The 17,167-nt window shown below is 37.6% G+C and carries 20 protein-coding genes; 4 read left to right on the top strand and 16 right to left on the bottom strand.

Annotated features, from left to right (window positions below):
* Nucleotides 1–144: 144 nt before the first annotated feature.
* On the top strand, nucleotides 145–1,050 hold the full coding sequence (locus tag V7124_RS03295; protein WP_335485944.1) for a LysR family transcriptional regulator: 906 nt from the start codon (nucleotides 145–147) through the stop codon (nucleotides 1,048–1,050).
* Between the two features lie 67 nt (nucleotides 1,051–1,117).
* On the opposite strand, the gene V7124_RS03300 is transcribed toward V7124_RS03295, so the two are convergent.
* The 9 genes from V7124_RS03300 to V7124_RS03340 all read right to left on the bottom strand — a co-directional run bounded on the left by V7124_RS03300 (nucleotide 1,118) and on the right by V7124_RS03340 (nucleotide 9,624).
* Nucleotides 1,118–2,044: an AEC family transporter gene (locus V7124_RS03300; protein WP_335485995.1), complete on the bottom strand. Its 927-nt coding sequence runs from the start codon at nucleotides 2,042–2,044 to the stop codon at nucleotides 1,118–1,120.
* Between the two features lie 28 nt (nucleotides 2,045–2,072).
* Nucleotides 2,073–2,738 (bottom strand): MBL fold metallo-hydrolase, encoded by a 666-nt coding sequence (locus V7124_RS03305; protein WP_335485946.1) that lies wholly within the window; start codon nucleotides 2,736–2,738, stop codon nucleotides 2,073–2,075.
* A gap of 21 nt (nucleotides 2,739–2,759) precedes the next feature.
* Entirely contained in the window at nucleotides 2,760–3,242 is a 483-nt protein-coding gene (locus V7124_RS03310; protein ID WP_335485949.1) for a flavin reductase family protein, read from the bottom strand.
* 16 nt (nucleotides 3,243–3,258) lie between these two features.
* Nucleotides 3,259–4,152, bottom strand: coding sequence for a sulfite exporter TauE/SafE family protein (locus V7124_RS03315; protein WP_335485952.1), 894 nt, complete (start codon nucleotides 4,150–4,152; stop codon nucleotides 3,259–3,261).
* A gap of 78 nt (nucleotides 4,153–4,230) precedes the next feature.
* On the bottom strand, nucleotides 4,231–4,902 hold the full coding sequence (locus V7124_RS03320; protein WP_335485955.1) for an RraA family protein: 672 nt from the start codon (nucleotides 4,900–4,902) through the stop codon (nucleotides 4,231–4,233).
* 20 nt (nucleotides 4,903–4,922) lie between these two features.
* Nucleotides 4,923–6,041: a cupin domain-containing protein gene (locus tag V7124_RS03325; protein ID WP_335485958.1), complete on the bottom strand. Its 1,119-nt coding sequence runs from the start codon at nucleotides 6,039–6,041 to the stop codon at nucleotides 4,923–4,925.
* A gap of 209 nt (nucleotides 6,042–6,250) precedes the next feature.
* On the bottom strand, nucleotides 6,251–7,189 hold the full coding sequence (locus V7124_RS03330; protein WP_335409648.1) for a fumarylacetoacetate hydrolase family protein: 939 nt from the start codon (nucleotides 7,187–7,189) through the stop codon (nucleotides 6,251–6,253).
* Between the two features lie 19 nt (nucleotides 7,190–7,208).
* Nucleotides 7,209–8,405, bottom strand: coding sequence for an acyl-CoA dehydrogenase family protein (locus V7124_RS03335; protein ID WP_335485962.1), 1,197 nt, complete (start codon nucleotides 8,403–8,405; stop codon nucleotides 7,209–7,211).
* Nucleotides 8,406–8,427: 22 nt separating this feature from the next.
* Nucleotides 8,428–9,624: an acyl-CoA dehydrogenase family protein gene (locus V7124_RS03340; RefSeq protein WP_335485965.1), complete on the bottom strand. Its 1,197-nt coding sequence runs from the start codon at nucleotides 9,622–9,624 to the stop codon at nucleotides 8,428–8,430.
* A 182-nt stretch (nucleotides 9,625–9,806) separates the two neighbouring features.
* On the opposite strand from V7124_RS03340, the gene V7124_RS03345 reads away from it, so the two are divergent.
* Complete coding sequence (locus V7124_RS03345) at nucleotides 9,807–10,706, top strand: LysR family transcriptional regulator (protein ID WP_335485968.1); 900 nt, start codon at nucleotides 9,807–9,809, stop codon at nucleotides 10,704–10,706.
* A gap of 27 nt (nucleotides 10,707–10,733) precedes the next feature.
* On the opposite strand, the gene V7124_RS03350 is transcribed toward V7124_RS03345, so the two are convergent.
* Nucleotides 10,734–11,234 carry a CarD family transcriptional regulator gene (locus V7124_RS03350; protein ID WP_335409638.1) on the bottom strand — a complete coding sequence of 167 codons (501 nt, stop codon included), beginning with the start codon at nucleotides 11,232–11,234 and terminating at the stop codon, nucleotides 10,734–10,736.
* A 141-nt stretch (nucleotides 11,235–11,375) separates the two neighbouring features.
* On the opposite strand from V7124_RS03350, the gene V7124_RS03355 reads away from it, so the two are divergent.
* Entirely contained in the window at nucleotides 11,376–11,804 is a 429-nt protein-coding gene (locus V7124_RS03355; protein ID WP_335485971.1) for an HTH domain-containing protein, read from the top strand.
* 104 nt (nucleotides 11,805–11,908) lie between these two features.
* Here V7124_RS03355 and V7124_RS03360 read toward each other — a convergent pair whose 3' ends face one another.
* Together V7124_RS03360 and V7124_RS03365 are read right to left on the bottom strand one after the other, a co-directional pair.
* Complete coding sequence (locus V7124_RS03360) at nucleotides 11,909–12,712, bottom strand: nucleotidyltransferase domain-containing protein (RefSeq protein ID WP_335409635.1); 804 nt, start codon at nucleotides 12,710–12,712, stop codon at nucleotides 11,909–11,911.
* Between the two features lie 103 nt (nucleotides 12,713–12,815).
* Nucleotides 12,816–13,724: an AEC family transporter gene (locus V7124_RS03365; protein ID WP_335409634.1), complete on the bottom strand. Its 909-nt coding sequence runs from the start codon at nucleotides 13,722–13,724 to the stop codon at nucleotides 12,816–12,818.
* Between the two features lie 251 nt (nucleotides 13,725–13,975).
* Between V7124_RS03365 and V7124_RS03370 the strand changes: the two genes are divergently transcribed.
* Nucleotides 13,976–14,293 (top strand): hypothetical protein, encoded by a 318-nt coding sequence (locus tag V7124_RS03370; RefSeq protein WP_335485973.1) that lies wholly within the window; start codon nucleotides 13,976–13,978, stop codon nucleotides 14,291–14,293.
* Between the two features lie 81 nt (nucleotides 14,294–14,374).
* Here V7124_RS03370 and V7124_RS03375 read toward each other — a convergent pair whose 3' ends face one another.
* The 4 genes from V7124_RS03375 to V7124_RS03390 all read right to left on the bottom strand — a co-directional run bounded on the left by V7124_RS03375 (nucleotide 14,375) and on the right by V7124_RS03390 (nucleotide 17,107).
* The gene (locus tag V7124_RS03375; protein WP_335409630.1) at nucleotides 14,375–14,905 is read right to left on the bottom strand and encodes a hypothetical protein; all 531 of its coding nucleotides are present in this window, start codon (nucleotides 14,903–14,905) and stop codon (nucleotides 14,375–14,377) included.
* Between the two features lie 68 nt (nucleotides 14,906–14,973).
* Nucleotides 14,974–15,936: a LacI family DNA-binding transcriptional regulator gene (locus tag V7124_RS03380; protein ID WP_335409628.1), complete on the bottom strand. Its 963-nt coding sequence runs from the start codon at nucleotides 15,934–15,936 to the stop codon at nucleotides 14,974–14,976.
* 309 nt (nucleotides 15,937–16,245) lie between these two features.
* Nucleotides 16,246–16,545, bottom strand: a complete 300-nt coding sequence (locus V7124_RS03385) for a BC1872 family protein (protein WP_335409625.1) — start codon at nucleotides 16,543–16,545, stop codon at nucleotides 16,246–16,248.
* 160 nt (nucleotides 16,546–16,705) lie between these two features.
* Complete coding sequence (locus tag V7124_RS03390) at nucleotides 16,706–17,107, bottom strand: cytochrome C oxidase subunit II (RefSeq protein ID WP_335409624.1); 402 nt, start codon at nucleotides 17,105–17,107, stop codon at nucleotides 16,706–16,708.
* Nucleotides 17,108–17,167: the final 60 nt, after the last annotated feature.

The following is a 17,167-nucleotide window of genomic DNA, read 5'->3' on the forward strand; positions in this document are numbered from 1 at the left end:
TCCCCTCTAGTAATTCCTAAACTACTTATCTACATTATGTGATACTATTTAGTAAACATAAAGTTCAGAATATTTACAATTGCGTAAGAAAAACTTACAATAAAATATAGATCTACTAGATTGATGAAATGAGTTGTTTGATTAATGAATACAGAACATCTGCAATACATAATTGAAGTTTCTGAACAGGGAACGATTGCAAAGGCAGCGGAAAACCTACATGTATCTCATTCTGCTATTAGCCAAGCCATAGGTAATTTGGAATCTGAACTGGGTGTTAAGATCTTTAATCGTTCGCGAGCTGGAAGTCAATGTACCACGGAAGGAAAGGCAGTAATTAAATTATCCCTTGAGATTATGAATAAATTGGCGGAAATGAAAAACATTGGACAAGAAGCCACACTCCTAAAAGGCGATCTCAAAATTGCAGCCTCAGCCATTTACTTTTCTACTTTTTTACCTGAACTTCTTTATTCATTTAGAAAGAATTTTCCTTATGTGCAAATTGAAATGCATGAAAATGATACCCATAATATTATTGAAACCGTAAAGAGTAATCTTTTTGATATTGGACTCGTATTAGGGACTGATGAAACATTGAAAATGGAAGATCCAAGAATAACCTACGAAGTCCTTTTGCAGTCAAGTTTAGTGGTTTGCGTTAGCAAATATTCTCTTCTTGCTTACAACAAGTCAGTAGGACCTGAGGAATTGATCCGGCAACCGTTAGTAAGACGTAATGAAAAATTTGCCGATCGGTTTTGGAATAAGTTATTTTTAGATTATGGAGAAGGAAACGTGGTTTTTTATTCGAATAATCATGACGTCATTAAAAATCTAATCGCGAATAACATTGCGACGGGGATCTATTCTGAATTTTGGATTAGGAATGACCCATTAGTGTTAAACGGAGACATTGTCACGATTCCGTATGTTGATCATGACAAAGAGTATAGTAAATCCTATTTAATTAGTGTACTGCCAAAAACCAACCACTTGCCAAAAGTAACGAAAGAGTTTTTACAAGAAATAAAAAATAAGTTGAAGTAGAACTTATCCATATCGATGACAAAAGCCAATTTCCTGCATGGAAATTGGCTTTTGTCATCTTTCATCATCATCTATCTGAAATCGCAATTAAGATTGGCAAAATAATAAAGGAGGCTAGTGTCGTCCAAAGTATACATTTAGAAACGACTTTTGGTGCTGCATCGAACTTTTCTGCCAGTACAACAGCATTAACTGCAACTGGCATCGAAGCCAAAATGAAAAGAACCAAAAATTGCGTTCCTTTGATGTCTAAAACAACCAAAATGAAGAACGCAATCAGCGGAGCTATCAACAACCGCATGCTTAAACCGCTCCAAAAAGCCTTTAATTGACTTCGAGCCAAACTTACTTTCTGCACACTCGCCATTTGAGCGCCCAAGATACAAAGCACTAGCGGAGAATACGCTCCTGAAAGTAAGGATATCCCCTTCTCTATTCCCGTCGGAACCTGGAAATCAACCATTTGTACCAAAAAAGCCGCTATTGCTGCATAAATCGCTGGGAGCCTAAAGACGGACTTGATGGCTTGTTTAATCGAGAAGTGTGACCGTGCAGCAAAATACACACCCACAATATTCACAATGATCATTTGGATAATTACATATACAGATGCGTAATCCATCCCAGACTGTCCCAAGGCTAACAGGACTAGCGGGAAACCATAATTGACACTATTGGTAAAGGAGGAAATTAATGTAAGCCCAGCTAAATCAGCGGATGACATTTTTAACAGACGGCCCCAGACATTGGCTGCCATCCACAAAAACATAAGATTAATGATACAAAAAGCCAATGTCAGCATCGTGTCATTGGTGGCAACGTGTGATTTCGTTAACACATCAAAAATAAGGGCAGGACTTAAAATATATAAGGCTAGTGATATAAAAGGTTTGGTATCCAATTTTTGATATTTTTGGAGTAACCAGCCTGCAAATACTGGGATGGATAACGGTATAAAAACCTGGTAGAGTATAGTGAAAACTGCCTGTATCATCATCCCATATTCCTCATTTCTAATGTGCCTATTTCCCTTCAGCTAATGCTGAGATATTTCCCTTAACATGATCTTTACAAATTCCACCATGAAAACAGATGACCTTATCAATCTCATAATCTAAGAACCTACTAATCGATTGTTTCGCTTGTTCCATATCTAGCGTATAAATTGGATTAGGATAGTGTAATTGGCCTTGATCAGCAGTAAGCGCATCTCCTGAAATCAAGGTTTTCGTAGCATGATGATATAAGCTGATATGGTCTGGCGTATGTCCCGGTGTGAAAATGACGGATATTCCACCGCAAAACGGCAATATCTGACCGTTTGTAAGGGTATGATCTACCTGAATGCCAGACACTGTAACACCCGTTTTGATTAACTTTTTTTCACCTTGAATATATGGTTTGGTAAGCTCATGTGCATAGACTTCAATTTTTTGCTCATAACCGTTAATGACCTCAAATAAACTGCCAAGATGATCATAATCTTGGTGGGTAATAATAATCTTGGTTACTCTACCCTTAGACAGCTTTGCCACGTTTTCACTGATTGCTTCCAGCTGCCCAGGATAACCCGTATCAATTAGGATGACATCCGTATCATCCCAAATCACCGTAGGTCGAAAAATCATTTCATGATTGTTTACTACCGACCGTAAATCAATAAAGCCTATTCCTTCAGCAACTTGCATTCGATTACCCCTTTCAGCCACCTACACTGTAACAGGCTGGTCTTCTTTTAATGAACGGTAGCGGCCGCTGTAAAAAACAAGTGGTTCTGCATCTTCAAGATGAATATCCCTTACTTTACCAATAAATAGTGTATGATCACCCTCGACATGCTCGGCTGAAACCTCACAGGCAATCTGAGCAATCGCACCTGGAATGACTGGTTTTCCATCAAGACGATCAAAGATTACCTCCTTGTGTTCCTTTAATTGTCCGGCAAAAATCATCGAAAGCTCCTGTTGATTAGCTGCTAAAATATTCACTGTAAAGTTGTTGCTTTCTTTAATTTTGGGAAGAATCTTCGCTTTTTCTCCAATTGATATCACAACAAGTTTTGGAGTCAGTGACACAGACATGAACCCATTTGCGGTCATACCATGAACCTCTTCCCCTGCCACTTCGGTTGCGATCACGGTTACACCTGTTGCAAATTTACCCATTGCGTTTCGAAATTGACGATCATCCATACTAAAATTCCTCCAACTAATGATTTATTCTTCTTTTTATTTGGCCTTCAATGTTTTGTTGATTATTTTTCTGGACATTAGCATTTCTGTTTCTTAGAAGCATGACAATCAATCCTGCTAGTAGACATACTCCACTTGCGGCCAGAATAAAATAAAATGTATCTGAAACAATTAATTTTATTGCTCCAATCGTACCTAGAGCGAGAATGATTGATTTGAACATTTGTTGTGGTATGAGTGGTAACACCTTAATACCGATAAAGGTTCCGATTAAAACCGCGGGAATCACCATGAGATTGATTAAGATTGAACCCGAAGTAATCATCCCCAATTGAATGTAAAAAGGCACCTTAATCACATTTACAAATAGGAAAAACCAAGCACCCGTTCCGACAAATTCATTTTTGGGTAACCTCCGCGATAGTAAATAGACAGCCATCACAGCTCCCGCAACATTTCCAATCATGGTGGCGAAGCCTGCTAGAATCCCAATCATTCCAACAAACCAAATAGAATTTGGTAAAGACTGGTCCATTCTGGAACTAAATACATCTCGAATGATTTGAAATAGGTTAAGACCTATAATCAAAAATCCAAGTAAGATTTTGAGTTGTTCATTGTCGATATTCAACAATACAAAATATCCGATTACGATTCCGACCAATATCCATGGCACTAGAGAAAATAAATGCTTCCAGACTACTGTTCTTCGATAATACGTCACAGCAACGAGGTCGCCCATTAAAAGAATCGGCAGCAAGATTCCTACTGCTTCCTTCGCTGGAAAAATCAAACTCAACATCGTAACGGTAAATATTCCAAGTACAGATAGCCCCGTCGTTTTTCCAAAACCAGAAAGCAATCCAGCCAGCAAGATGAATACTAGGAAATAAAAATCCATTTCAATCATCGTCATCACCTACTCTAATAATGCATTATTTACAAATAGCCCAGGAGAGTTTCCTGAGCTCTTGTAATAGTTCTGCATCTAAATCGTAAATCCTTTATTTTGCAGCTCTTTATCTACCCAGGATCTGTCGATGGTCCTGTTTTTGATTTGCTCGAGCACTTTGACTTCTTTTTCAACCAAATTCCTCAATTTTGGTAATAACCCCTCGGCCTCTTCATGAGGAACAACAACTACGCCATCGCTATCTCCAACCACTAAATCGCCAGGTCGGACGACGACACCCCCACAAGCAATTAGAACGTTAATTTCTCCTGGTCCGTCTTTATAACAGCCACGATGGGTAACACCTTTCGCAAAAACGGGAATCTCGAGTGTTGGCAAAATATCGCTATCACGGATTGCACCATCGATTACAAGTCCGACAGCACCTCTCCTGATACAATTGCTTACTACTATTTCACCTACAGGGGCCTGTGTCGTATTTCCTCCCATATTCAAAACTAACACGTCACCCGGCTCCGCCATATCAATGGCTTTTTGAAGCACCAGGTTATCTCCAGGTGGACAGTGTATGGTTAGTGCATGCCCTGCCATGCTTGGTTTTGAATGAAAAGGTCTTATCCTGCTGTCGATCGCAAACATTCTTTCCATACCATCACTAATAATGGAGGTAGGTATTTCCGCATATGCGTTTACGATTTCTGGACTTACATACCGTTCTGAACGATTTATTCGATATCCAAGTTTCATGGAACACCTCATTTCTTCATTCATACATTAACTTGGGCAGGACTAAATTTCCCAACTTCTACTTGAAACCCTTTGTTTTCTGAATATTCCTCGACCCTTTGCAGTTCCATTCTTTCAAAAATAGGAATATCATTGGTAGAAAACAGAATAGCCTCTTCTGTTTCAGATGTATTTACGTGCTCATGTAAAGCCCATGTCGGAATGACTAAGTAGTCCCCTTTTTCCCAATCAAATCGGATTCCATCAATCAACGAATACCCTTTTCCTTCTTTAATATGGTATACCACGCTGTTAACATGGCGGTGTGCTTTCCCATGGAAACCTGCTGGCAGCTTTTGCAGCCATGCTCCAATGTTTTCATTCGCTGATTGTCCATTGGAAGGATTAATGTATTCGACTACATACCCTTCGACGGGATCTGGATCGTAGTGATCGCTTAAACCTTTGAGCGCGGCTAGCGTCGAATTGTATTTGTATGCTGGCAGTGGAGCCTGGCTTGGTTGATGATCAGCTAGTGGTCTAACCATGCCTCCCTGGTATTTATTAATACTTGATTTTCGTGTTATTGGCTGCTTTTTTAGTGCATGTGGCTCAAAAAACGTACCGTGCAAATAGAATATTAGTGGCGTATCTAGACAATCCATCCACATCATCGGTTCTGTTCCTTCGTGCTCGTGTTCATGCCATAAACCCTTTGGGGTGATAACATAGTCACCCTCGGACATGTACACTTTTTCCCCTTCCACTGCACTATATGCACCCTCACCCTTTACAATATAGCGAAGTGCTGTCTGTGTATGGCGGTGAGGTGGTGCCTCCTCACCTGGCAGCAGGATTTGTACGCATACCGACAATGTTTGCGTTGTTGCTCCCCAGCCGTACGGTTCTAAATCTCTCATTCCAGGATTAATTAACATCAATACCCTGCGGTCGCCGCCATTGTTAAAATTAATGATTTCTGCTGCCTTATTCATATGAAGCTCAATTACTTCTCTTTTCCAAATATATGGGATAGGTTTCGACTTAGGCTGTCTGTGCATCACTTCAGGTGCTGCCATCCATAATGGTTCAAATGCATCTTTTGATACTTCTTGATGAAACGCATCCATTTCAGGCGTAACTTTAACTGGACCTGCCATTTCTCATCACCCTTTTCAATTTATGGCTGTTCTCGTAACGATGGTTGTTAAAATCTTAAAGCCGATTTTAACGTGGAAATAGTTATTTTGAGCCTTGAATATAGTTTGCAAGCTCTTTTCTATTAAATTTCTGCTGTATTCTGCAAAAACACTGCATAATCATAAATTTTTGTTATTATAAACAACAAAGTTTAAGAAAAGAGCCTTGTTTATTCGTTTACAATCGGATTTTCTAGAGCGCCAAGACCCTCAATTTCTACGCGGACAATGTCTCCATGCTTCATCCATGAAACAGGTTTTCTAGCCTGTCCTACTCCACCAGGTGTACCCGTACAAATAATATCTCCAACCTCTAGCGTCATAATATTAGATAAGAAATTTACTAGATATGGAATATTGAATACTAGGTTTTTAGTATTCGAGCGCTGACGTTCTTCTCCATTAAGTGTAAGGACTAAATTACAGTTGTGTGGATTTGGTAAGCTTTCTTTTGTTACTAGGTGAGGTCCCAATGGCAGAGTCGTATCGAATGTTTTTCCTTGCAGCCACTCTTTGGTACGCTTTTGGAAATCACGAATAGTAGCTTCATTGCCAATAGTATAACCTGCGACGTAATCCATGGCATTCTCTTCAGGGATGTATTTGCCTTTCTTCCCGATTACCACAACTAATTCTGCTTCATGATCAAGATCGTCAGAGACTTTCGGTTTTAAAATGGGGTCTCCATTTGCAATAATCGTATTATTATATTTTGCGAACACAACCGGGATGGTTGGAATTTCTCTTCCCATTTCCTCAATATGTTCGCGATAGTTAAGTCCTACGCAAATGATTTTTTCTGGCTTTTGAATCGGTGACTCCAACTTTACTTGTCGGCCTTTGTAGTACAGCTTTCTATTTACATCATCGGAAAATTCATTGTTTTGAACGAATTCGATACTTTCCTTTGCAAGATTCTGGCTATCTTCTCCGCCTTGTAAAAAACCAATCATATTAGGCGGAATGTAAGCTTCTGCTATTTGCTTTGCCCGGGCTTGACCCTTGCTTTCAAATAAGAGTTCGCAAGACTTATTTAAATCGATATAGGATTCGTTCATTACTGCAGCAATCCTTTGTTCACCTTCCACACTTACTGTTGCTAGACGCATTATAAAACCTCCTGTTAATTTATAAAATTAATGTACTTTTTGGATCAAGCGGAATCCCTAACTCCATTTTTCCAAACATTTCGCCCAACATATCCATGTTAAAAGCGTAATGCATAGAGGATCCTTGAACATCCCGCCAATACCGGTTTAGTGGGTTTCCCTCGTAAACTATACCAGCTCCACTATGGTCTACGATCGTTTTGACGGCATTGTTGCACATTTTTGCAATAAATCCGTAGTTTCGACGAAGACGTAATTTTTCATGGGTATCAATTGGTTCTCCGGTACCTAGCCTTGTTATCGTTTTTTCTAACAATGCTTCAGCAGCTGCTAACATAGCAGAAACTTCTGCCACTCGAATTTGTTGATGGGTAAAATCGGCTACTTTTGTGTTTTTGGCGCTTACTTTATTTTTCATTGTATCTCGCCATAGCTCATAGGCACCTTGACTTGCTCCTAACAATGCCGAAGATAAGCTGACTGGCATCGCTGCAAATAACGGGTGACTATAAAGAAGACTTGTATTTGTTTTTCTTCCAGGACCCTCACCCTTTTGACACCAGGCGATCATATCAAGAACGCGATGTTTGGGAACGAATACATTTTTAAGTGTAATATTATTGCTGCCAGTACCCCTTGTTGCAACAGTTTTCCATGTTTTTTGAATTTCAAAATCTTCTTTTGGTACCATCATCATCAATATTTCATTGGGTATTCCATCAGCTGGGTCTACATCAACAAATCCCATTACCATGACCCATTCCCCGTGATCGATTCCGGACGAATATCCCCATTCCCCATTCAATTGATATCCACCTTCTACGGAAATCACTTTGTTTGTGGGGAAGGGATTAAAAGAAGAAGCAATACTTGCATCAGGATTTTTCTCCCAAATCTCACGCTGTACCTCCTCCGGAAAGTAGCCAAGCATCCATGAATGGATGAGCAGCAACGTGTAACACCAGCCTGCAGAAGGATCGGCTTTCGCTATTTCCATGGTCGTTTTAGACAGGGTATGAAAACCTAGCTCATGTCCTGCCCACTGTTTTGGTGTCATGACACGGACTAGCCCTGATTCAATAAAGTCCTGAATCGTTTCTTCGGGCTGACGAGAAAGTTCCTCCGTCAATTTAAAGCGTGGTTTAATCTTGATTGCCAAATTTCTAGCGTGTTCAATTGCCTCTTCATTCGTTAATTGCTCCGTTACTTGGTTCAAATATATACCCCCTTCCTGTTAATTATGATATTAATGAATCTTTTTGACTAAGTGGCAGGCCTAACTCCAACTTCCCAAACATCTCGCCTAACCAATCCATGTTAAAGGTAATATGCATGGACGATGCCTGAACATCTCTCCAATAGCGGTTGACTGGGTTCCCTTCATAGACAATGCCCGCTCCGCTATGATCTACAATCGTTTTGACTGCTTGGTTACACATTTTCGCCACATACCCGTAATTTCTACGAATACGCAATTTTTCATAGGTATCAATCGGTTCCCCCGTACTAAGTCTTGTTACCGTTTTTTCTAACAGTGCTTCAGCAGCTGCTAACAAACCAGAAACTTCGGTTAACCGAATTTGTTGATGGGTAAAATCGGCCACCTTTGCATTTCTGGCACTGACTTTATTTTTCAAGCCGTCTCGCCAAAGTTCGTACGCACCGATACTAGCACCTAGCAAAGCAGACGTTAAACAGACTGGCATCGCTGCATATAATGGGTGGCTATAAAGAAGACTTGTATTTTCCTTTCTTCCAGGACCTTCCCCTCTTTGGCACCAAGCAGCCAAGTCAATGGTTCGGTGTTTGGGAACGTATACATTTTTAAGGAGAATATTATTGCTGCCTGTTCCCCTTTGAGCGACCGTCTTCCATGTTTTTTGTATTTCAAAATCTTCTACTGGTACCAGCAGCAACAGAACTTCTCTAGCTAACCCTGTTTCTTGATTTACATCAATATTTCCTTGCATCATCACATAGTCACTGTGATCAATCCCTGATGAAAAACCCCATGTGCCGTTAATTTGATACCCATCCTCTAGTGTAAGTATTTCATTCTTGGGAAATGAAGCAAAAGAAGTAGCAATCGTTGCATCTAGATTTTTTTCCCAAACCTCTCGCTGTGCCTCCTCTGGAAAGTAAGCAAGCATCCATGAATGGACGACCAGCAACGTGTAGCACCATCCCGCCGATGGGTCCGCCTTCGCTATTTCAACACCCGTTCTAAATAAAGTATCGAATCCCAATTCATGTCCGCCCCAACGTTTCGGAACCATTGCACGGATGAGTCCAGCATCGATATAGTCGGAAATCGTTTCTTGTGGTTGACAACCATTTTCCTCCGTTAATTTAAAGCGTAGTTTAATCTGGTTTGCTATACTTCTAGTACGTTCGACTGCCTCATCATGGGTTAATTGTTGCAATAATTGGTTCAAATAAATACCTCCTTGTTCGTTAATTGGACGCTTCCGTTAGTACTATCATATATAAATGTCTTAATTTTTGGAAATATCAGAAAACCGTCTCCGTGATAAGGTTTTCCTTATAACGTTTGTTCATTTTAGAGTTTCCTTTTATAATAGTTTCATAACTTTTAATAGGATTGGTGGGAATGTTCATGGACCTTCGTCCATTACGGTACTTTATTGTAGTTGCTGAACATTTAAACTTCACGGAAGCCTCTAAGCAGCTTTATGTCGCACAACCTGCTGTGAGTCAACAGATTGCCTATTTAGAAAAAAAAATAGGTGTAAAACTATTCAACCGCACGAAACATTCCGTGCAATTGACAGAAGCTGGTACTGTTTTTTTGAAGGATGCGAAGGAAGTATTAAGGAAGCTTGATGAGTCAATTGAAAATGCCCATCATGCTGAGGAAGGGTTAATTGGTACCATTAATATTGGCTTATTGAGCGTCCCTGTGAGGGATTTTTTACCCCTGTTGATTCGAAAATTCAGACGCAAATATCCAAAAGTGACGATTCGGTTAAACTATTATCATGTAGGGGAAATCATTGAAAAATTAAAAAGCGATGATCTAGATATTGCTTTTACCCTGTCATTGGGACTGCAAAGTATTGGTGGATTGGAATACAAAACATTATGGACACAGCCCCATTGTATCATCATGCATCAAGACCACCCATTTGCTAATAGAAAAAGTATCAATATTGCAGAATTGGCAAAGGACTCCTTTGTCATGCTAGAAAGAGAAGTCTCCCCTCCAGGCTTTGACCTCTTACTAGCTGCCTGCAACAATCATGGTTTTTCTCCAAACCTAGTTAATACGGCTTCCCATATTGAAGCAGTGTTAATGATGGTCGATGCTGGAATAGGCATAACCATTCTACCAAAATATTTCCAATCTTCCGCAGCTCCTACACTTCGTTTTATAAACATTGAAGGGGATGATCATAAAGTGGATATTCTTGCCTCTTGGAAGAAAATAAATAAGAATCCCTCTTTAGCCTTATTTATTGAGGAACTAGAGTTACTGCTTTCTACTAAAATACCATAAAAAAAAGGAAGGCAGCTGCCTTCCTTTTCAAAGTTCAACAGATACATATCTTGTTGTCTTTTCAAATATTTCCTCAAACGTAGTATCCAAAGAAATGGCTAATTCTTTGAATAATATATTTTGAACGGATGATAATAGTCTTCGGTCCGGATCACCGATTTTCTTTCCATTTCGGTCAGCTTCATATTTCTTACGCATCAATGTGTTAACGATTTTTGAAATCTCTATTCGGTTTCCCCTATTTACAATATCAGTATATTCTCGTGTTCGGTCGTGTCCTTTGTCTATCCAATGAATACCGGGTTGCTTGAAGGATTCGAGAATTTCTTCTGCCTCGCTTCGATTAATAATGCCAAGCATAACTACCTTATCATTATCAACAGGATTATGAATAGTTAGGTTGTGATCTTCAACCGGCTGAATTTCATAGTAGTTTCTAGTTTTTCCGTTATATGTTCTTTCACATATATTAACTATTCGACATATACCAAGTGATGAATAGATTATCAAGTCGCCAACATTAAACATGATTGAGTCTCCCATTCTACTAATTGTCAACTTGGTTGACTATGTTAATTTTACTACAATATCACCATTACGTCAACTAAGTTGACAATCCTTTGTCTGTTTTGTATATTTAAGTCGATTACGATAATTGGAGTGAAAGCATTGAATCCTGGATTACAAAACTTAGATTTAATAGATTTATTAAGTGAGCGGCATCTACTTCTTAGGAGATTATTAGAGGAATTGTGGAACGATAACAGTAATATTCAAATAGCAAATTCGGAATGGTTCATCATGGCTCGTATATATAAAAAGCAAACAACGATTTCCTATGTAACAAAGCATGTAGACATATCACGGCAAGCCGTTCATAAATTCATTAAAAGTCTTGAGTCAAAAGGATTAATTGAGGTTATGAGCGTAAAGAATAACAATAAAGAAAAAGGGATTCAATTAACTTTATTAGGCGAGCAATTTTTTGAAAAAAACGAGGCACTAAAAGCAACTATAGAGAAAAAAATTGAGGAAAAGATTGGAACGGAACAAGTAACATATCTAAAAGAAATCCTAAAAGCTGATTGGGGATTATAGACGGGGTTTTCAGTGTTATTCATATCGCACAACAAAAGGCTTAGAGAATATTTATCTCTAGGCCTTTATTTTTATTGATTAAATAAATTGCTTAGTTGAAATTTTTAGGATTTTTCATCCCAAACTTCAGTTAATGTATCTCTAAAGAGCTGATTAAGTTCACTAGTTGGATCAGGAATCTCTATGTTTAAACCCTTTGAGTAAGCCTCTAGATGCTCAATTTCCTTGTAAAGAAATTCGTTAATGCTATCGATTCTTGGTTCCATATTTAACTCTTCTCCTGCGATTTTCCTTTTTAATAATGTTAAGACAGACTCCTTTAACTCTCCAGGTTCCAATATCTCTTCTACTAGTGCTTGAAATTCCATTGGAGGAATAGAATGATACTTTTCAATCCATTTAGCCGCCAAAATAGGCCGAAGCACGTAAAAATACTTTTTAATCCTAACATCGTTTCCTTGAAGATAATCGCGAAAATTTCCTTTTGCCATATTCAAATAATGATACAAACAAGATGTTGGCGAAAAAATATTCTTATCTAGTGCTCTCATTTTTTCAATGGTTGAATACGACTGATAATAAACGATGCTTGACCTAAGCCATTCTAAAAGAGGTGGGTTTGACTTTCTAAAAAGTCTTAGTGCTTTTGTTAACTCCCACCCACTTAGGTCCAATAAAGGGTGGATGGGGATTGAAATTGGATCCCTAGCAGGAATTTCAATCACATCTCTTTTTTGGTCAATTGATAAATACCAATTTGGATTATGTATATAAATAAACCGTACATCATAATCACTATCTTTGGAAGGGAACCCCCAGGCTCGACTCCCTGACTCGCAAGCGAATAAAATTTTTACACCATAATCTTTCTCTATTTGCTTCAATACTTCAATAATGTGTGGTCTCATTTAATTTCCTCCAAAAAATACATATCACAGGGCTATTTCAACATACTCTTTTTCGTTCGTCTTCTATCACTTTTAATTAACCTGTACCTAAGTTGAGTAGACATTAAATAATGTTAGCAAAAACATACAATATTACGATACTTATTACTATCGTGATATTTGAAATCGTAGCGATTAAACGAATAGATTCGGTACGATATTTAAATTCTACTGCGAAGGTAATTGCCGATGCTGCTGCAGGCAGCAATAGTCCAATCAACACCGTATAACGAAACATTTGATCGTATGGGAGAAAATAGAATAAGGCGATTCCAAAAAGCAAGCCACAGCTATATCGGAATGTTAAATATTTTAATATAGGTTTAATCGTTTGTTTTTCCAAATTAAAATTTAAGTAAATGCCCAATAATAATAACGATAATGGCATATTGGCTCCTGATAGTGTATTGGCAATATTAATCAAAATCTCTGGTAGATGGATTTGACTTAAATTTAAAATACTCGCAATTAAATAGGTCATTAATGGGATAGACTTGCCAAGTTTTTTTATAATTTCAACTGGATTAAGATTTAACCCTTCTTCGGAAAAATAACTACCCAAAATATAGGCGATTCCAAAGACGATAAAGGAAGCTCCAACATCGAACATACTAAAATATGTTAATCCATTCATTCCCCAAATGGCAAAAACGAGTGGAAAGGCAAATAATCCAACATTAAATCCGGATGATAGCATGAGAAAGGAACCTTTCCGTTCTCTTTCCTCATTTTTAAAAAATAGCAAACCGAAAAATGTTGTAATGATTCCAAAAAGGATGACGATAATTGGTAAGAGCATTAATGAAGTTTCTATTTTCACCTTATCGAATGTAACTAGAACTAATGCAGGTAGGGTTATTTTAAAAATAATTTTTGCAATGACTTCTCCATCTTTTTCTTGTAAGATCTTAAACCTTTTTAATAGATACCCAAGGGCAATGATGAGGATGATATAAAGAAATTCTTGGTTCATTAATATATGCACTCCTAAATGATACTTTGATTTTGTTTTACAAGTTGTCCATTAAGCAAGGATATCTCTTTTTAATGTTTTCTGAAAGCCATTTGTCATCAAAATTTTTATACCGATTGTAAACCTGTTATTTTAATCACACCATCCCCCGATTAGGAATTGTAAAATCATATTATATGGACATAAAAGGAGCTGGGCGATGATTGGTTGGAAATTGGGAAATCAGCACAACTATTTTAGGGGGGATACTTTTGCTTAAAATTTTTATTTTCGTTTTAATACTTATTACCTTAGTCATGTTGAGTATTTTTATTGATGGTGTACTGGAGCTACATAAGCAAGAAAAAGAAGATAAAATGAATTTGGTTAGAGACGGGATGGAAGGGTACTTAGACAGAACATTTGGTTTTGGGAATGTTACCATTTTCAAATCTATCCTTGATGCTGAGGGAAATACCAGATACTTAGTCTATTTACCAAAATATGAGTGGTTCAAGTCACCGCAATATGAATGGTTTGAAGTGTATACCACTCAGAGCGGATTTAAGCATGAAGCCATAACGAGATAACAGAAATTCACATTAAAAAAAAAACGCTGCGTCGCGGCGTTTTTTCGTTTTATCTAGTGTATTATTTCTACCGGCTGTTACTTAACTATTTTTATTTACTTCTTCAAATACAATTTGTTTTGGCAATAGCTTACTGCATAGGTAAACGCTTTGATACGGAATACCGTTAATGGGTACAGGATTAGCATAGTCCTTAAAATAGCCTACTCGCGGGCTTAAATACATGACTTCGAAAGCCTTATCTTTAAATAAATTTGCTTTATCCTTACTATCAAATAGACCAACCACTCCTATAAGCATGGCAAAAGGTATACCTAATTCAAATAATCGTTCTATCACTTCAATTTTAACAGAATAGGGTGGATTGCTAATGATATAATCACAATCTATCTTTAAGTTAAAAAAGTCCTCTCCATTTTCAATATGCGTTGCGATTACAGTATGTCCCTCTTTTCGCAATTCCTTAACAAAATGGCTTTCATTCGTGTCAAAAGGACACCATACTGTTGAGTTAGGTTTTAGGTATTTTTTTACAGGTTGTACTGCATAAGCAGGTGTGAAGTATTCATCACTGCCGTTTTTGGCGATCTTGAAAGGGTGCCCCACTTGCATTTACAATCTCTCCCTTATGTCTTGACTTTGGTGTCTAAAAAATGTATAAATTTGAGGTGTTTTTTGGTTTAAACTGTTCCTCTCTCAATTAATTTTACAACGATCTCCTCATGAAATTGATTCGTTTGTTGAATAGCTTGGAGGAAGAGTTTTTTCCCGATTTCTATTAATGGGATTTCCAGAGTAGTAATGTTCATCATTTTCGCAATCGGTTGGTTATCAAAGCCCATTATTGCAAGCTCATTCGGAATTAAAATATTTTGTTCTTTACAGCAGGTTAGGATCCCAGCAGCTACTTGGTCGCTTGTAACTAATAAGGCAGAAGGCGGATCACTCAATTTCATTAGTGATTTCACCACTCGCTCCCCATCAACAAAATTAAAACAATCAATAAAAATGTACTTTGGCTCAATGTGTTTTTTTACTTTCAGGTGGAAATCTCTGTACGCCTTCTCCCTCAGCTCACTATTTGCCCCTGAGTTCCTGCCTATACAATAACCAATTTTATGATGTCCCCTATTATGTAAATATTCTAATGCCTTGAAGAACGTTTTATAGTGGTCGATAAAAGTTGAAGACACATTGTGGCCCCTTGAATCTTCACATAATACAATTGGACCATAGCTTCTATACTCATTAATCATTTCCCATCCACAAATCCTTGAACAGATAATTAATGCATCGATTTGTTTATGCTGCAGCATTTCTAATGCTTCAATTTCGCGATTTTCTTCATAATTTGTTTGAAACAGAACTAACTTTTTGTTATATTTCACTGCTTCATTCGCTATTCCTTCTATTAATAACCCAAAATAGGGATGATTGGAAAAGGGAATCACCACGCCAATAAGTTGTGTTGCACCTTTACTTAGATGAACAGCATTAATATTGCGCTGGTAATTACTCCCCTCGATTACCCGCAAGACAGCTTCTTTTTTCTCCTCACTTACATATGGATGATTATTTAATACACGTGAAACAGTTGAAACGGAGACCCCTGCCATTTTTGCAATGTCTTTAATATTCGTCATAGCCTCACCTTTTTGAAAAAACTTTTCCTTGCTCTGAAACGCGTTTCATAAATTAAGCTTTGTATATAAATAAAAGGAGGTACCTTATATGTATATAGTAGGAGTTATTTTATATTTAATTTTCTTATGTGGATCAATCTTGGTATTTTCATCATTTCCTATTTCTCTTTATCAGAAAACACATCGAACAAAAAAAGACAAAACAAGTCATTATTATAGCTATTTATTTGATGTATATGATTATGATAGCAATCTCAATAGATAAATGATGGAAACTATTAGGGACTTGAGGTATACTCTAGTCCCTACCTATAGCCATTCCTCTGCTATCGAACGATTATCCGCTAGTGAAAATGCTGCATTTGTTATCGCTTGTGCTAACGTATCACCCGTTTCACAAACCTCATTAAAACAAACCTGATAATCACCAGTTGAACTGTATGTATAGCCGAAACTTTTTAGCTTTTCAACGATAAAAAGTGCATGCTCTAGGTTTTTATCAGGCTGGAAATCATATATGAAAATCCTTTTCTCAGGATCAAACCATCTATCCCAACGATTTAATTTCCATCCTAGTATTCTACGGGCGATTACCTCTATTTCGTTCATATCAAATAACCTCTTTTTCTCCTCTGATTTATCTATTCTACCATTTTCAACCGTTTGAAACTATATCCGGCTATTTCAAATAGACAAAAAGACAAAGAAAAAAGAACCAAATTAACGGTTCCTTCTTCATCATTTATTAAAGGTTTTCCCTATAAAAATCTTAATCTACAATTTTAAGTGAAATCTTCATGGCTTCATGGTCCTCTGTTGCCCCACACACAGTGGAACAGATTAATTCGTATGTACCTGTTTTATCAGCTGTAAATTCTGCTGGTTTATCGGCACCCAATTCAATACCTAAATCCTTGCTGCTAATTGTATGCATACCTTCTTTGTTGACTAAATTTATTTTAACGTTTGTTCCTTTTTTTATCGTCAATTCTTTATCTGATTTGAAATCCCAGTTTGTTGCAGTAATTGTATATACTTCGACACCTTCTGTGGATGATGCTTCAGTTGATTGCTCTTGTTTTGGAGCTGTTGTTTCTTCATCTCCGCCTCCGCAAGCCGCTAAGCCCAGTGATAATGCACTCGCTAAGAAAAGTAATCCTAGTTTTTTCATAATTATATTCTCCCCTTTTGTTTTTCTGTAAATTAGTAAATCAGTTTGTCTGCTTTACTA

The organism is Neobacillus niacini (assembly GCF_036961885.1).
GTDB lineage: Bacteria > Bacillota > Bacilli > Bacillales > Cytobacillaceae > Neobacillus > Neobacillus niacini_H.

Excerpts from the sequence above, each read along its gene's own strand:
- V7124_RS03305 (WP_335485946.1), bottom strand. The coding sequence starts at position 2,738 with ATGCAAGTTGCTGAAGGAATAGGCTTTATTGATTTACGGTCGGTAGTA.
- V7124_RS03330 (WP_335409648.1), bottom strand. The coding sequence starts at position 7,189 with ATGCGTCTAGCAACAGTAAGTGTGGAAGGTGAACAAAGGATTGCTGCA.
- V7124_RS03300 (WP_335485995.1), bottom strand. The coding sequence starts at position 2,044 with ATGATACAGGCAGTTTTCACTATACTCTACCAGGTTTTTATACCGTTA.
- V7124_RS03295 (WP_335485944.1), top strand. The coding sequence starts at position 145 with ATGAATACAGAACATCTGCAATACATAATTGAAGTTTCTGAACAGGGA.
- V7124_RS03315 (WP_335485952.1), bottom strand. The coding sequence starts at position 4,152 with ATGATTGAAATGGATTTTTATTTCCTAGTATTCATCTTGCTGGCTGGA.
- V7124_RS03365 (WP_335409634.1), bottom strand. The coding sequence starts at position 13,724 with ATGAACCAAGAATTTCTTTATATCATCCTCATCATTGCCCTTGGGTAT.
- V7124_RS03350 (WP_335409638.1), bottom strand. The coding sequence starts at position 11,234 with ATGTTTAATGTTGGCGACTTGATAATCTATTCATCACTTGGTATATGT.
- V7124_RS03360 (WP_335409635.1), bottom strand. The coding sequence starts at position 12,712 with ATGAGACCACACATTATTGAAGTATTGAAGCAAATAGAGAAAGATTAT.
- V7124_RS03375 (WP_335409630.1), bottom strand. The coding sequence starts at position 14,905 with ATGCAAGTGGGGCACCCTTTCAAGATCGCCAAAAACGGCAGTGATGAA.
- V7124_RS03310 (WP_335485949.1), bottom strand. The coding sequence starts at position 3,242 with ATGGATGATCGTCAATTTCGAAACGCAATGGGTAAATTTGCAACAGGT.
- V7124_RS03325 (WP_335485958.1), bottom strand. The coding sequence starts at position 6,041 with ATGGCAGGTCCAGTTAAAGTTACGCCTGAAATGGATGCGTTTCATCAA.
- V7124_RS03320 (WP_335485955.1), bottom strand. The coding sequence starts at position 4,902 with ATGAAACTTGGATATCGAATAAATCGTTCAGAACGGTATGTAAGTCCA.
- V7124_RS03390 (WP_335409624.1), bottom strand. The coding sequence starts at position 17,107 with ATGAAAAAACTAGGATTACTTTTCTTAGCGAGTGCATTATCACTGGGC.
- V7124_RS03385 (WP_335409625.1), bottom strand. The coding sequence starts at position 16,545 with ATGAACGAAATAGAGGTAATCGCCCGTAGAATACTAGGATGGAAATTA.
- V7124_RS03380 (WP_335409628.1), bottom strand. The coding sequence starts at position 15,936 with ATGACGAATATTAAAGACATTGCAAAAATGGCAGGGGTCTCCGTTTCA.
- V7124_RS03345 (WP_335485968.1), top strand. The coding sequence starts at position 9,807 with ATGGACCTTCGTCCATTACGGTACTTTATTGTAGTTGCTGAACATTTA.